This is a genomic window from Roseibium aggregatum (assembly GCF_014692675.1).
Lineage (GTDB): Bacteria > Pseudomonadota > Alphaproteobacteria > Rhizobiales > Stappiaceae > Roseibium > Roseibium aggregatum_C.
Genome location: NZ_JABFCZ010000021.1, coordinates 99,876 through 114,285, shown reverse-complemented (window position 1 = coordinate 114,285; position 14,410 = coordinate 99,876). Strand labels below are relative to the sequence as shown.

Below are 14,410 nucleotides of genomic sequence, written 5' to 3'. Positions count from 1 at the left end.
GAAATGAGCGGAAGCCATTTGCGTCTCGTTCTCAATGGAAAGTCCGCTCAGCGCGAAGACGTGCGGGCGGCTGTGGGTAAAGTGCGCGATGCCGGCCATGAGGTCTCGGTCCGCGTGACCTGGGAAGACGGCGATACGGAACGCCTGACCCGGGAAGCACTCGCCCTGGCGTCCGATGACGGGATCGATTGCCTCGTTGCCGGTGGCGGCGACGGCACCGTGAACGCGGTCGTTTCCACGCTCCATGGGGACCTTGCCGCGGATGACAAACCGCCCTTCGCCCTCGCCGTCCTGCCGCTTGGAACCGCCAACGACTTTGCCTGCGGCATGGGGCTTGATCCGCAGGATCTGACGGCCTGCCTGAAAATAGCGGCGGAAGCGGACGCGAAGCCGACCGACATCGGCGTGGTCAACGGACGGGCGTTCGTCAACATGGCAACCGGCGGCTTCGGAGCAAGCGTGACCACGGAGACGGACCCGAGATTGAAGAAAACCCTCGGCGGGGCCGCCTATCTCTTCACCGGTCTGAACCGGTTTGCCGAACTTGATGCCCATGAAGGGCGGATCGAGGGTGATGGCTTTTCCTGGGAAGGGGCGTTTCTTGCCCTTGCGATCGGTAATGGGCGCCAGGCGGGTGGTGGCTTTCAGCTTTGTCCCGATGCCGACCTCAATGACGGCAAGCTGGACCTGACCATTATTCCCGCGCCTCAGGCGACCGATGTGCCGGATATACTCGGCCGCCTTCTGCAGGGCGGACTTGAGGGACTGCGCGGCGCGGTGGTGAAGAAGCAACTGGCGGAGTTGACCATCCATGCGGATCAGCCCCTGCAGATCAATCTGGACGGGGAACCGCTGCATTCGGCGGATATCGAAGTGGCCGCATTGCAAAGCCGTATCGTCTTGAAGCGTCCCTGATCGGGGGCGCTCAGATCGCAATTGAGAGGATGTGGGCAATTGGTTTGAAATCAAACTATCAACAGGCTAAAACCTACAGATGGTTGCGCGGCCGTGGTAGGTCGGTTTAATCGGCGCGAAAGAAATGAAATGGCCCTGGGGGCCATGTCTAGGGGCGGATACGAAACGATGACAAAAGACACCATGACCGCAGGCGGAGCGCTGCTCGCCCGCCTGAAGACCTTGGGTGTGGACTATATTTTCGCCAACTCGGGGACCGATTTCCCGCCGATCATCGAAGGCCTGGCGGAAGCCCGCGCCAAGCAGATCGATCTGCCCGAAGCCCTGATCATGCCCCATGAAAATGCCGCCATGGGCATGGCCCACGGCTATTATTTCGCAACCGGCAAGGCCCAGGCGGTCATGGCGCACACCAACGTCGGACTGGCGAACTGTGCGATTGGCGCCATCAATGCGGCGACCGATCATGTGCCGATGCTGCTGTTCTCCGGCCGCACTCCCGTTGTCGAACGCGACCGTCTCGGCGCCCGCACCGTGCCGATCGGCTGGGGCCAGGAAATGCGCGACCAGACCGCACTCGTCCGTGAGGCCACCAAGTGGGACTATGAGCTGCGCTTTCCCGAACAGGTCGCCGAAATGGCCGACCGCGCCTATGCGGTCGCCACGTCCCTGCCCAAGGGGCCGGTCTATATGAGCCTGCCGCGCGAGGTGCTGTGCGAGCCGTGTCCGGTCTCCGAACTGGAGCCGGCGCCCACCATGAGCGCGCACAAGATCGGCGTTCATCCCGAAGCCATTGCCGAAGCCGCCCGTATCCTGGCGGAGGCGGAAAATCCGCTGATCGTCGCGCAGCGCGGCACGGGATCTGAAGAAGCCTTCGCCGCCTTTGCCGACATGGTCGATACCTGGGCCATTCCGGTTTCCCAGTACTGGGCGGTCCAGCTCGCATTGCCGTCATTCCATCCCATGAACGCGGGCGCGGACCTGGAGCCCTATATCAGCGAGGCGGACGCCATCGTCGTGCTCGACTGCCTGGCGCCCTGGTCGCCGGACGTCCATAAGCCGCGGGCGGACTGCAAGATCATCCAGATCGGCCAGAACCCGCTTTATTCCCGCTTCCCGGTCCGCAATTTCCGCTCCGACGTGTCGATCATGGCGGACACCTCCGATGCGGTGCTCGCGCTCGCAGACGCCATGAAGGCGCATCAGGCGGGCCAGAAGGCCAAATGCGCCGCCCGCCGCGACAAGGTGACGGGCCGCACCAGGGCCACGCTCGACAAGGCGCTGGCCGCGGCCGACGCCGGCAGCGGCGCGCCGATGACCAAGGCCTATGTTTCCAAATGCCTTTCGGATGCGATCGCGAACCGGCCGGCCACCGTTCTGTCGGAACTCGGCTGCCCGCTCGCCCAGATCGACCTCAAGGAACACAATACCTGGTTCCAGGAACCGCATTCCGGTGGTCTCGGCTGGTCGTTCCCCTGCGGCCTCGGCATTCAGCTTGCCGACCGCAACCGGCTGGTGGTCGCCACCATGGGCGACGGCTCCTACATGTTCTCCAATCCGGTGACCTGTCACCAGATTGCGGAATCCCTCGGTCTGCCGATCCTGCTCCTGGTCTTGAACAATGCCGAATGGGGCGCGGTGCGGCACTCGGTGACCGGCATCTATCCCGAAGGTTACGCGGCAAAATCCAATGACATGCCGCTGGTCGGTCTCGCGCCCAGCCCGGATTTCACCAAGGTGGCGGAAGCAAGCCGTGCCTGGACGGCAAGCGTTTCCGACGGCAAGGACCTGCCGGGCGTACTCGCTGAGGCGATCCGGCACATCGACGAAAACCGGACCCAGGCTCTTGTCGAAATAAAGATCTCGGGCTAAGCCGCAGGGCGGATACGACAGGTGGCCGTGGCATGAGTCGCACGCGGCCGCTCTCTCTTCATTCGCCAAGAGGCAGACCGAACATGAGCTATCCTTTCCGGGATACGTTGCACCGGAGCCGGAAGGCGGTGGTCCATCGTCTGGACCGCCTGTGGCCGCAGGCGTCGTTTGCGGACGTCACGGAGAGGATCCACTACAAGACGCGTCCGCCCTATTCGGACCCGGGACCGGCCATCATGCCGGAACAGGCCCATGAAGGCCTGGCGGACCGGGCTGAAGCCGAGGACGAAGAAGCCGTCTTCCGGGTCAAGGTGCCGTGTACGGTCGACCCGAAAATGGGGCTCCTGTTCGTCAACGGCCGGGTGGTCTGGGGCTCGACCGACAATCATGTCCGCGAGCGGAACCCGAAATATCTCACCCACATGATGGGACCGGTAGAACGGCTCCCGTCCGCGATCCTCCTGCACCACATCCATGGCGACAACTACTTTCATTTCTTCACCCTGATCATAAACCGGGTCCGGGTCATCGAGAGCCTCGGACTGCCCGACGACATTCCTTTTCTGGTGACGGCAAACACCGCTTCAACGCGGTTTTTCCAGGAGGCGGTGAAACTCGGCATCTTCGGCAAGCGCAAGGTGGTCGTTCAGGGAAAAAGGAAGGTTTTCAGGGTCGACGAGGCCTATGTCGTCCGGGGCTTCTTTCTCTACGGGCCCTATCTGCAGTGGCTCTGTGACCGGTTGGGCGTTCCCGAGATCCAGGAAGACGGCGCGCCGCTGTTCGTCATCAGGAAGCCGTCGGCCGCCAACGGGCGGATCTTCCGCAACCAGCAGGCCGTGAACGACCTGGTGGGCCGTTACGGCTTTGAGCTGATCGATCCGGGCGATCTGTTATTTGAAGAGCAGGTGCGCACGTTCTCCAGGGCACCCGCGATCGCCGGCGCCCATGGCGCGGGCCTGACCAACCTGATCTTCCGCCGCTCGCCACCGTGCACGTTCGTGGAACTGTTCTTTCCCGGCATGGGCTCGCCGCACTATTACATGCTCGCCCGCGAAAAGGGTTTCGACTACGCCAGCATGATGACCGACGATCCGCAGGGCCGCGCCTTTACCGCCAGCACGCACGTCGACCTGGATCAGCTCAAGGCAATCCTGGACAGGTTCTGAAACGGGTCGCCCGACCCGTCTCATTGCGGGTACGGCGCATTTGTCCCGTTTTGCGGGGGAAGCGTGACCCCGACGGAGGCGCTTCTGACCGTCGTCTCGGTTTCCACCGTATTGCCCGATACCGTCGATCTTGCACCGAAGACCGAGCCGCCCGCGGAAACGGAGACGCAACCGGCCAGGAGGCCTGCGCTCAAAAGGGCCGGAATGATCTTCGCTGTGGCAGACATGGCGGTTCCGGAGGATGTGTTTGGGCTTGAAGACCCGGTTCGGTCAGATCCAGCGGCGCACCCGCGCCTTGTAGGATTGATAGTCCTCGCCGAAGACGGACTCAAGCGCGACTTCCTCCGGCTTGATCTGGAGCTCGGTCAGGAGCCAGACGAAGGCCGGAATGATGATGAGGGCCGCCAGGCTGCCGAGATAAAGGGCCCAGCCGGCCAGGAGAACGGCCATGCCGAGATACATCGGATTGCGCGAAATCCGGTAGAGGCCGGATACGACGAGGCTTCCGGCCCGCTCCGGCCTCAAGGGATTGATCGTCGTTCTTTTCCGCAGGAAGGCGAGAACACCCATGCCCTCGATCAGCACGCCGGTGCCTGCGAAAATCGCGGCGAGAACGATCTGGCCGGGAAAGGCGATTGTCAGGGCCGGCAGGTAGGTGAACGCCAGCCAGATCACGCCGGCGGCGGCAAGGCCGACAATCGGGGGCGGAACAATCGGGCGCATGACACCGTGACCTCAAGGATTCCGGATCGGTAGGGTCTTTATATATTTACGGATGACAGCACCGGAAAGCCCCGGCGAAGGCGAATACGGCACAATCGCCACTACGTGACGGAAATCACATCGCTTTTTTCTTGGTGCTGCTAGATGTCGTTCCAGGATGATCCGGATTTTTCGTTCTGCTGCAACATAATCTGAAGCAATTGACGCTACGATCCGGACACGGTCAAATCAGGAACGATCAAATCGGGGGAGCGACCATGAACAGAATGCCAGCCCGGCGGACACATTCTTTCATTGCGGCATATCTCCTTGCAGGCTTGGTGCTGGTATGCGCCCTGTCGGGCAAGGCCCTGGCCGGCGAACGTCTCGCCCTGGTCTTCGGCAACGCCGACTACGGCAGCAAGACGCTGCCGCCGCTCAAGAACCCGGCCAATGATGCGGCGCTCATCGCCGACAGCCTGAAAACCGCGGGCTTTGACGTCGAGCTCGTGCTCAATGCGGACCTGCGCACCATGAAGCGGTCGGTTCGCGATTTCACCGACAAGCTCAAACAGGCCGGCACCGGATCGATCGCCGCCGTCTACTATTCCGGTCATGGATTTGAGGCGGGCGGGCACAATTACCTTGCCCCTCTGAAAGCCGACCTGCGTGATGAGGTCGACGCGGAATTCGAGGCCATGTCCGTCGACTGGGTCTTGTCCGCGGTCGAACAGGCCCATGATGGTGCGAATATCGTCATTCTCGATGCCTGCCGCAACACCGCGCTCAAGCGGTCGGCGGGCGGAACCGCCGGCGGCTTCACCCTCCTGTCCAGCACGCCCCGGGGAAGCTTCATTTCCTTCGCCACCGCGCCGGGCAGCACGGCGACGGACGGCCAGGGTCTCAACAGCCCCTATAGCGGCGCGATCGCCCGGGAAATTCTCGTGCCGGGGGCGACCATCGAAGCCGTGTTCAAGCGCGTTCGCCAGCAGGTGGTCGAGGCGACCGGCGGCGAGCAGGTTCCCTGGGACCATTCCTCGCTGACCACCGATATCGTGCTGGTGCCGGGCGGCAATCAGGCCGGAGGCAACACGGTTGCCAGTGGATCGGCCGCCGGTAACGCCATCCAGCTGGAGCTGCAGTTCTGGAACGATGTGAAGGACAGCAACGACACGGCCGAGATCCAGGCCTACCTGGACCGGTTCCCGCAAGGCTCCTTTGCCGAACTCGCCCGCAAGCGTCTTGAGCAGGTCGGAAACGGTGCGGGCAGCGATATCGAAAAGCTGTTTGCGAAACTTCAGAGCCGGTCCCTGCTGGTGGAGAACCCCACGCGCCCGCACGAGTTCTACGCCAATGCGCGCCTGCGCGAACTCAAGGGCGATTATCCCAGAGCCCGCCAGGATTACCTGAAGTATTTCGCCTTCGGCGAACCCCAGGTCGATCCGCATCTGCGGTTCCAGGCGGTTCTCAAGGTCCAGGAAGGCCGTGCCGGCGCGCGCGAGGTCTACCGGGCCCTGTCCCAGGGCCGGCGCGACCCGACCACCCTGTTCGCAGAGATCCTGCTGGAGGATCGTGACGAGCGGGTACGCCGCCTGACCGCCTTCATCGATGCCTATCCCGACTTCGCTCCGGCGCTTTACGCACTCAGCCTGGATTATTCCCAGGCGCGGCTCGGCCAGCAGTCCCTTGCCGACAAGACAAAGGAGCTCGATCTTCTGAAACGGTTCATGAAGGGCGTCGAGGACGGCCACTTCCTGCGCTATTTCATCGACCAGCAGATGGCGGCCGAGCGTGTCGAGGATGCCAAGACCCGGCTGGCGGCCCTGTCGCTCCTGAACACGACGGCGCTCGCCAATCCGGTCAAGATCATCCCCATGCGCTCCAACCAGGGCTGGATGCTCAACCTGTCGATCGCCGACCGGACGCGGGAAATCTTCGTCCGCCTGCCCGGAGGGGATTTCCGGTCCACCGGCTTCGTCAACGGTGCGGTCGACCCGACCACGGGCCAGCCGATCCCCTATCCGTCATTCGAACTGCCCGGAACGGCGGGAGATACGGATATCGAGGTGAAATACACCGATATCCGCGGCGAAACCCAGGGGCCCTTCAAGGTGAATTTCCGCCCGGGCGCTGCCCTGGTCGCCGGCCAGAAGGACATTCTGGAGCGCCTGTCCAACGCCTGGGTCAGCTACCGCGACTGGAACGGCAAGCGTCTGGTCTATTTCACGCAGCTGATCAGCTATCGCTGCGCCATCGACACGGTGCTTTACGGCGTCGATACCGATACGCCCGACAAGGAGTTCGAGATCGGCACGTGCGACCCGGACAATCCGCATGCGATCCCGAGTGCCGGGCCCGGGTCGGTCGTCTATACGGCCATTCCGAAACCCACAGGGTATATCTCGGTTCAGCTTTCCTACGCGGACGGCACCCGCTCCGAGGTAAAACGGTTCGATGCGCCCAAATGATCTTGCAGTCGCGCGCACCGATAAACGGGAAAACCGCATCGGTCGCGCGACACAGCCCCCTCCCTACGCGCCGCGCGCGGCAGGTCCGTGGCGGCGGCTGGCGATCGCTCTTGCCGCCAGTATCCTGGCCGTGGCGATCGCCCTGCCGCTTGCGACCCGGCTGGATCCGGTAATCGGAGACCTGCTGCTGTTCCGCTTTGCCGATGTCAGCGCGACGAAGCGGGATGACATCGTGATCGTGACCCTGACCGAAGACACGCTCGCCCAGTTTCCCTACCGCTCGCCCATCGACCGGGGTTTCCTGGCAGATCTGATCGACACGCTCGCGGCGGCCGGTCCGAAGGCCATCGGTCTCGACATCCTGCTCGACAGCCCGAGCGATCCGGACAAGGACCGCAAATTGTTCGAAGCGATCGACCGGGCGTCCAGCCCCGTGATCCTCGCGGTGGCGAAAGGGGCCAAGCTCCTGACGGACCGGCAATACGCCTATCTGCAGGAGGTTGTTGCGAACCGCAAACACGGTTCCGTCATTCTCCAGCGCGACGATACCGATGGCATCCTGCGCCATCTGCCGTCGCCCTTTGACCGGGACGGAAAGCCGGTCCTGACGTTTACGGGCGCCCTGGCCGATACCGGCAGCGGGCGGAAACCCGTAAGCGGACGGATCCTTTATCATCCGCCGGAACAGGACGGCGCGCCGGCGTTTCCAAGATATCCGGCGCAAACCGTCGCGTTCCTGCCGCCGGACTGGTTTGCCGGAAAATATGTCCTCATCGGCACCGACCTGCCGAACATCGACCGGCACCCGACGCCGCTTGTTTCAATTGCCGGCTCGGCCGCGGGAACCTTGCCCGGGATCGTGATCCATGCCCATATCCTGGCGCAGGTTCTGTCTGGCCGCATGATCGCAACCCTGTCGCTGACGCAGACACTGCTTCTCATGGCAGCCGCCGCCCTTGCCGTCGCGTTGATATTTGCTCGCACCAGGCGACCCGGCCGGTTCGCGCTATTCCTCGGCGCAGCCATTGCGATCTATGCGTTTGGCGTCTGGCTGCTCGTCAGCAGGGACATCGTCATGCCGCCGGTCCTCGGTCCTCCGGCCGCGGCCCTTGCCTGCGCATTCATCCTCGCGGTGGTTCGCTGGCGGGCCGACCGGACGGAGCGTGCGTTCCTCAAGACCGCCTTCTCCCGATATGTCAGCCCCGCCGTCGTCAAACGCCTGTCCAGCGGCGACATAAGCCTGGCGCTCGGCGGCCAGAAGCGGACCGTCACCTATCTCTTCACCGATCTGCAGGGTTTTACGACCCTGTCGGAATCCTTGCCGCCGGACCAGGTCGCCGAACTCCTGAACGGGTATCTCGACCGGATGTGCGACCTGATGACCGAACATGGTGCGACGATCGACAAGATCATCGGCGACGCGGTCGTCGGCTTTTTCGGCGCGCCGGAGGCCATGTCCGACCAGTCGGCGCGCGCGGTAAACCTTGCCATGGCGCTCGATGCCGCCTGCGAGGACTATCGCGCGGATGCGGTTCGCCGGGGCATACCTCTGGGGGCAACGCGCATCGGCGTCCACCGCGGTGAGGCGGTGATCGGGAATTTCGGCGGACGGCGCTTTTTCGACTACACGGGCATTGGCGACACGGTGAACACGGCGGCGCGCCTGGAAGGGGCGAACCGCTATCTCGGAACCCGGATCTGTGTCAGCCGAGACGTTGCGGAAGACTGCGATAGCGTCGCGTTCCGTCCGGTCGGAGATATTGTCCTGAAAGGACGCGCGGCCCCGCTTTCCTGTTACGAGCCGATGCCGGCGGAAAATACCGCAGCCGCCTGGATGAAAGGCTATCTTGAGGCATTCCGGCAAATGGAAAACGGCGATCGGGACGCCCTTGCCGCATTTGAAAAGGTCGCAAAACTCAATCCGGAGGATGGGCCGACACGGCTGCATCTCAAGCGTTTGCGAGAAGGCGCCGAAGGCGCAAAAGTGGTTTTTTCGGAGAAATAACTGCACAATTCCAATCCGTTACCGGCACAGTTTTACTCCATGCCGGTATCGAAGTTGTTCCAGGAGATGGTCCGATGCGTAGACTGTATATGATTGCCGCATTCATTCTTGGCCTTATCGTCACCCCCGCCATGGCGGAAGTCGTTGTCGTTGCAACAAGCGGCGATGCGGGATTGCACGCCGGGCAGAAGCTTGATCCGGCGGTGCAGATCTCACTGCCGGAAGGGGCGCGCATCACGGTCCTGTCGAAGACCGGCGAGATGAAGGTGATCGATGGTCCCTACACCGGGCCTGTCGAGGCGCAGGACGACAAGCCGCAGGAAAGTGTTCAGGTGGCACAATGGGACGCGGTCAAGACGTTCCTCGGAGATCCTGACGCCCGCTCGGAAGTCGTGGGCGCGTCGAGGAGCGCAAAGAGCGATTTGCTCGCATCGCCGTCAAGCATCTGGGATGTCAGCGTGGACAGCTCCGGACCGCGCTGCACGCGCGCCTCGGGACTGGTTCTGTGGCGTAAACGGTCGACGCTTCCCCTGACCGTCTCGGTCCGCGGACCGGGCGTCCGCGTTACCGATCTTGACTGGCCGAAGGGCGAGAATTCCCTGCCCTTGCCGGATAACTACACGGCGGAGGATGGAACCATGGTCGTTTCGCTCGACGGTAACTTGCGCGAATTGTCGATCAAGGTCCTGCCGAAAGACATGGAAAATGCCGCCCCGGGGCAGCTTCTCGCCTGGATGGTCGATAACAAATGCGCACGCCAGGCCCTGTCGCTGATTGCCCATGTGCATGCCAGGACCGAGATCAAGTAAGTCCGGTCTCTGCCCGAATTACGGGGCTGGTACCGGAGGCGTTGCGAAGGAGGCTGACGGACGGCCGCTGGCGAGCCTTTCCGCTTCCAGCTCGGCGATCCTGCGGTCGATCACGGACCTGTCGAGCATGCCGGAGACATTTTCCGTGGTCGGCAGGGTCTCCGCCACGTGGAGAAACCGCTCCCGGGCAACGTCATGCAGCCGGCGAAGCTCCGCCAGTGGATCGGCATGGTCGTCGGTGCGGATATCCAGCCACGGGAAGGCCTCCGTCCGCACGATCCTGAGAGCCGCCGATTGCTTGCCGCGCTTGTCGCCGCCGGCCTTCTCGCCCGCTTCCATTGCCGTCAGCAGGCGCTCGACCAGCGGCAGGTCCGCATTTTTCAGGTAGCTCTCCATGGTTTCCGCGATCACGCCCGGCCCGGCAAGCATGTTTCCCGCAACGGACACGTTTTCCTCGATGAGATGACCGGCCCAGTCGATGCATTTCTCGCCGGTAAAGGCGGCGGATCGCCCTTGCGCGTCGATCAGGTGAAGCTGGCGTGCGTGCCGGCCTTCGTCGCGTCCGATGACGGCTTCCAGAACCTCCTCGGCGGATTTGCCCGCCTTCAGCATCTGCAGCCCGTCGGTGCCGTAGAGCGGGCTGATGAACGCCTGGGTCGCAATGGCGCCGATACCGCCCGCCATATGGGGAACGATGGCGCCGACGGCGAAGAACCGGCTGGCAACGGCAATGCCGAACTCGCCGGTTTTGGCATCCCGCGCGACGATGGAATAGGTCATCTCTTGTCTCTCCGGCGGTTATCGGCCGACCGCATAGGCCTGCATCAGGCGCGGTGTGGCGGCGGCGCGCAACAGACCGTTTTCCTCCCGCTTGGCTGCGGTCAGCCGGCCGATCGACCAAGCCGGCGCCTCGGTGATCGCATGGCCCTTGGCGCGTAGGGAGGCAAGGACGTCCGCGCCGATGGTTTCTTCCACCATGATATGGCCAGGCTGGCGCTGGCGCGGATGGAACGACGCCGGGAAATGGGTGGTGTGGAACAGCGGCAGGTCGATGCAGTGCTGCAGGTCCAGCCCGTGGTGGACGTAGCGCAGGAACAGCTGCAGCTGCCACTGGTCCTGCTGGTCGCCGCCGGGTGTGCCGAAGGCGAGCGTCGGCCGTCCTTTATGAAAGGCAAGGCTCGGCGTCAGCGTCGTGCGCGGCCGCTTGCCCGGAGCCAGCGAGGACGGCAGGCCGTCTTCCAGCCAGAACATCTGCGCGCGCGAGTTCAGGCAGAAGCCGAGGTTCGGAATGACCGGCGAGGACTGCAGCCAGCCTCCGGACGGCGTGGCGGAGAACAGGTTGCCCCAGCGGTCGATGATGTCAATGTGAACCGTGTCGCCGCGCCGTTCCGACAGGTGCCCCATGGTCGGCTCGTAGACGCCGGTCTTGGTGATCCCGGCGCTGTCGATCACGGCGAGCGTCTTTTCCACCTGGGCCTCGAAGCCAGGCAGGACGCCCGGACGCAGGTCGAAGGAGGCCTGGTCGGAAATGAGCGCCCGGCGCTTCGCGTTGTAGTCTTCCGAAAGCAGGGCTGCCATCGGAATGTCCATGAAGTCCGGGTCGCCGTAATAGGCCTCCCGGTCGGCATAGGCGAGCTTCATCGCCTCGGCGACGAGATGGACGAAGTCGGCTCCGGCCGGATCGAGATTTGAGATGTCGAAGCCGCGCAGGATCGCAAGGGCCTGCAGCAGCACCGGGCCCTGACCCCAGGGGCCGGTCTTGGCGACGGTCCAGTCGTGGTAGTCGTCGGTGAGCGGATCTTCATAAGTTGCGGACCAGCCGGCGAGGTCGTCAGCGGTCAGCACGCCCTTGTGGGCGCGGCCGGACCCGTCCATGACCTCGGCGGTCTTCAGATAGGCCTCGATCTCCTCGGCAATGAAGCCGCGGTAGAAACAGTCGCGCGCCGCCTCGATCTGGGCTTCGCGGCCGGTCTTGCTTTCCGCTTCGCTCAGGAGGCGTTTCCAGGTCGCCGCCAGCACCGGCTGCTGGAACAGGGAATTGGCTTCCGGAACCTTTCCGCCGGGCAGCCAGGTCTGATAAGACGTCGGCCATTCGGTCTCGAAGAACTCCTTCAGCCCGTCGATCGCCTTGCAGGTGATCGGCAGAATCGGCTGGCCGTGTTCGGCGTAATAGATGGCCGGTTCCAGCACGTCGCGCAGGGCCATGGTGCCGTGGTCGCGCAGGAGCTGCATCCAGCCGTCGAAAGCGCCCGGGATCACCGTGGCGAGCAGCCCGTTGCCGGGAATGAAGTCGATGCCTTCGCTCTTGTAATGGTCGATGGTGGCCCCGGCCGGCGCCGTTCCTTGCGCGCACAGCACCTTGGTCTGGTTCGTCCGCGCATCGTGGAAGATTGCCGGCAGGTCGCCGCCGAAACCGTTCAGTTGCGGTTCTACCACCTGCAGCACGAAGCCGGTTGCGACCGCCGCATCGAAGGCGTTGCCGCCCTTTTCCAGGATGCTCATGCCGACGGCGGTGGCGATCCAGTGGGTGGAGGTGACGACGCCGAATGTGCCTTTGATTTCGGGGCGGGTGGTGAAAGCGGTCATGGTGTTCTCTTGATTATAGGTCTCAGTCGAAACCTGTTTGCATTATCAGCCTTCGCGCGGGTCGAGCGCGTCGCGAAGGCCGTCTCCCAGAAGATTGAAGCCGAGGACGACGAGGAAGATGGCCGCACCCGGCCACCAGGCCATCCACGGGGCCTGTGTCATGAAATTTTTGGCAACGTTCAGCATGGAGCCCCAGCTCGGGTCGGGCGGCTGTTGTCCAAGGCCCAGAAACGAAAGGCTCGCTTCGGCAATGATCGCGGTCGCCACCGTCAGGGTCGCCTGCACCAGCACCGGAGCGAATACATTCGGCAGCACGTAGCGCGTCATGATCGCCAGGTCGGTCAGGCCGATGGCGCGGGCGCCTTCCACATAGTCTTCCGTCTTGACCGAAAGCACCTGGCCCCGGGTCAGCCGCACGAAGATCGGCATGGCGGACAGGCCGATGGCGAGCATGGCATTGGTCAGGCTCGGGCCCAGGAAGGCGGCAAGCGCGATGGCGAGGATCAGGAACGGCGTTGCCAGCAGCGCGTCCGTCGCCCGGGAGATACCCTGGTCGATCCAGCCGCCGAAATAGCCGGACAAGAGCCCGAACGGGACACCGATCAGCACCGCGATGAAGACCGAAACCACCCCGGCCATCAGCGAGGCCTGCGCCCCCCAGATCATGCGCGACAGGATATCCCGGCCGATCTCGTCGGTGCCGAGCCAGTGGGCGGCCGAGGGCGCCTTGCGGATCGCGCTCCAGCTCGTCGCGGCCGGATCGGCGATCGGTAAAAGCGGAGCCGCCACGGCGATGATGATGAAGAAGGCAACGATGACGAAGCCGACAAGCGCACTCTTGTTGGCCTTGAGTTTCTTCCAGGCGCGGCTTTCGCTGCGAATGGCTTCCTCGTCTGCAACGGCATGATCGGTCGTGACGCTCACAGGGCACTCCTCATGCGCGGGTTGAGCAGGAAGTAGAGAATATCGGCGATCAGGTTCATCAGGATGAAGCCTGCCGCGGTACACAGCACGACGCCCTGGACGACCGCATAGTCACGGGTGAAGACCGCATCGACGATCAGTTTGCCGAAGCCGGGAATGGTGAAGATCTGTTCGGTGAGAACCGCGCCCGCCAGAAGCTCGCCGAACAGCAGCGCGCTCAGGGTCACGATGGGCAGGAGGGCATTGCGGAAGGCGTGCTTGATGATCACGACCAGTTCGCGCAGGCCCTTGGCGCGGGCGGTGCGCACGTAATCCGCTTTCAGGACGCCGAGCATGGCGGAGCGGGTATGGCGCATCAAGGTGGCGGCAAGGGCGGTTCCGAGCACGAAGGCCGGCATGATCATGGTCTGGAAGGAGCGGACCGGGTCGATAAAGGGCGACTCGTAGCCTGAGGCCGGCAGCCAGCCCAGATTCACCGAGACGAGCATGATCAGCATGATGCCGAGCCAGAAATTGGGAATGGAAAGACCGGACAGCGCGACGATATTGGCGATGTAGTCGACCGGCGTGCCTTTCTTCGCCGCCGACAGGATGCCGGTCGGAATGCCGATCATGAAGGCGATGATCATCGCCATGATTGCAAGCTGGATCGTGACCGGGAGCTTGTCCGCGATCAGCTCCAGCACCGGCTGGTTGGTGCGCAGCGAAACGCCGAGATCGCCGCGAAGCATGGCTTCGACCCAATAGAAATACTGGTAAAGGATCGGCTCGGTCAGATGATATTTCTGGCGGATGAACTCCAGCACCTGCGGATCCCGCTCCTCGCCGGCAAGCACCAGCGCGGGATCTCCGGGCAGCAGTTTCTGCAGCACGAACACGAAGATCGACACGAGGATCAGGGTCGGGATCGCAATCGCCAGCCGGCGGGCGATGTAGGAAAGCATGGGTTCACATCCAAGTGGG

12 protein-coding genes are annotated in these 14,410 nt (G+C 63.4%); 6 read left to right on the top strand and 6 right to left on the bottom strand.

Annotated features, from left to right (window positions below; genetic code table 11):
• Positions 1-3 precede the first annotated feature (3 nt).
• The 3 genes from yegS (at position 4) to HK439_RS18760 (ending at position 3,953) form a co-directional block, all read left to right on the top strand.
• On the top strand, positions 4-915 hold the full coding sequence (yegS, locus tag HK439_RS18770) for a lipid kinase YegS (RefSeq protein ID WP_190293004.1): 912 nt from the start codon (positions 4-6) through the stop codon (positions 913-915).
• A gap of 168 nt (positions 916-1,083) precedes the next feature.
• Positions 1,084-2,787, top strand: a complete 1,704-nt coding sequence (locus HK439_RS18765) for a thiamine pyrophosphate-requiring protein (protein ID WP_190293003.1) — start codon at positions 1,084-1,086, stop codon at positions 2,785-2,787.
• 83 nt (positions 2,788-2,870) lie between these two features.
• Positions 2,871-3,953 (top strand): glycosyltransferase family 61 protein, encoded by a 1,083-nt coding sequence (locus HK439_RS18760; protein WP_190293002.1) that lies wholly within the window; start codon positions 2,871-2,873, stop codon positions 3,951-3,953.
• 20 nt (positions 3,954-3,973) lie between these two features.
• On the opposite strand, the gene HK439_RS18755 is transcribed toward HK439_RS18760, so the two are convergent.
• Together HK439_RS18755 and HK439_RS18750 are read right to left on the bottom strand one after the other, a co-directional pair.
• Positions 3,974-4,180, bottom strand: coding sequence for a hypothetical protein (locus tag HK439_RS18755; RefSeq protein ID WP_190293001.1), 207 nt, complete (start codon positions 4,178-4,180; stop codon positions 3,974-3,976).
• 43 nt (positions 4,181-4,223) lie between these two features.
• Positions 4,224-4,676, bottom strand: coding sequence for a methyltransferase family protein (locus HK439_RS18750; protein WP_190293000.1), 453 nt, complete (start codon positions 4,674-4,676; stop codon positions 4,224-4,226).
• A gap of 320 nt (positions 4,677-4,996) precedes the next feature.
• On the opposite strand from HK439_RS18750, the gene HK439_RS18745 reads away from it, so the two are divergent.
• The 3 genes from HK439_RS18745 to HK439_RS18735 all read left to right on the top strand — a co-directional run bounded on the left by HK439_RS18745 (position 4,997) and on the right by HK439_RS18735 (position 9,937).
• Positions 4,997-7,123, top strand: coding sequence for a caspase family protein (locus HK439_RS18745; RefSeq protein WP_190292999.1), 2,127 nt, complete (start codon positions 4,997-4,999; stop codon positions 7,121-7,123).
• Positions 7,110-9,128 (top strand): adenylate/guanylate cyclase domain-containing protein, encoded by a 2,019-nt coding sequence (locus tag HK439_RS18740; protein WP_190292998.1) that lies wholly within the window; start codon positions 7,110-7,112, stop codon positions 9,126-9,128. The genes HK439_RS18745 and HK439_RS18740 overlap by 14 nt, the downstream gene beginning before the upstream one ends.
• A gap of 74 nt (positions 9,129-9,202) precedes the next feature.
• Positions 9,203-9,937, top strand: coding sequence for a hypothetical protein (locus HK439_RS18735; protein WP_190292997.1), 735 nt, complete (start codon positions 9,203-9,205; stop codon positions 9,935-9,937).
• 18 nt (positions 9,938-9,955) lie between these two features.
• On the opposite strand, the gene HK439_RS18730 is transcribed toward HK439_RS18735, so the two are convergent.
• The 4 genes from HK439_RS18730 to HK439_RS18715 are packed head-to-tail and all read right to left on the bottom strand — an operon-like array spanning position 9,956 to position 14,391.
• Positions 9,956-10,717 carry a DUF1028 domain-containing protein gene (locus HK439_RS18730; RefSeq protein WP_190292996.1) on the bottom strand — a complete coding sequence of 254 codons (762 nt, stop codon included), beginning with the start codon at positions 10,715-10,717 and terminating at the stop codon, positions 9,956-9,958.
• A gap of 18 nt (positions 10,718-10,735) precedes the next feature.
• Complete coding sequence (locus tag HK439_RS18725; RefSeq protein WP_190292995.1) at positions 10,736-12,523, bottom strand: gamma-glutamyltransferase family protein; 1,788 nt, start codon at positions 12,521-12,523, stop codon at positions 10,736-10,738.
• A 45-nt stretch (positions 12,524-12,568) separates the two neighbouring features.
• Positions 12,569-13,447, bottom strand: coding sequence for an ABC transporter permease (locus HK439_RS18720; RefSeq protein WP_190292994.1), 879 nt, complete (start codon positions 13,445-13,447; stop codon positions 12,569-12,571).
• A complete protein-coding gene (locus HK439_RS18715; RefSeq protein ID WP_190292993.1) occupies positions 13,444-14,391 on the bottom strand; it encodes an ABC transporter permease in 948 nt (315 codons plus the stop codon). The genes HK439_RS18720 and HK439_RS18715 overlap by 4 nt, the downstream gene beginning before the upstream one ends.
• Positions 14,392-14,410 lie beyond the last annotated feature (19 nt).

Excerpts from the sequence above, each read along its gene's own strand:
- HK439_RS18715 (WP_190292993.1), bottom strand. The coding sequence starts at position 14,391 with ATGCTTTCCTACATCGCCCGCCGGCTGGCGATTGCGATCCCGACCCTG.
- HK439_RS18725 (WP_190292995.1), bottom strand. The coding sequence starts at position 12,523 with ATGACCGCTTTCACCACCCGCCCCGAAATCAAAGGCACATTCGGCGTC.
- yegS (WP_190293004.1), top strand. The coding sequence starts at position 4 with ATGAGCGGAAGCCATTTGCGTCTCGTTCTCAATGGAAAGTCCGCTCAG.
- HK439_RS18755 (WP_190293001.1), bottom strand. The coding sequence starts at position 4,180 with ATGTCTGCCACAGCGAAGATCATTCCGGCCCTTTTGAGCGCAGGCCTC.
- HK439_RS18765 (WP_190293003.1), top strand. The coding sequence starts at position 1,084 with ATGACAAAAGACACCATGACCGCAGGCGGAGCGCTGCTCGCCCGCCTG.
- HK439_RS18730 (WP_190292996.1), bottom strand. The coding sequence starts at position 10,717 with ATGACCTATTCCATCGTCGCGCGGGATGCCAAAACCGGCGAGTTCGGC.
- HK439_RS18750 (WP_190293000.1), bottom strand. The coding sequence starts at position 4,676 with ATGCGCCCGATTGTTCCGCCCCCGATTGTCGGCCTTGCCGCCGCCGGC.
- HK439_RS18760 (WP_190293002.1), top strand. The coding sequence starts at position 2,871 with ATGAGCTATCCTTTCCGGGATACGTTGCACCGGAGCCGGAAGGCGGTG.
- HK439_RS18740 (WP_190292998.1), top strand. The coding sequence starts at position 7,110 with ATGCGCCCAAATGATCTTGCAGTCGCGCGCACCGATAAACGGGAAAAC.
- HK439_RS18735 (WP_190292997.1), top strand. The coding sequence starts at position 9,203 with ATGCGTAGACTGTATATGATTGCCGCATTCATTCTTGGCCTTATCGTC.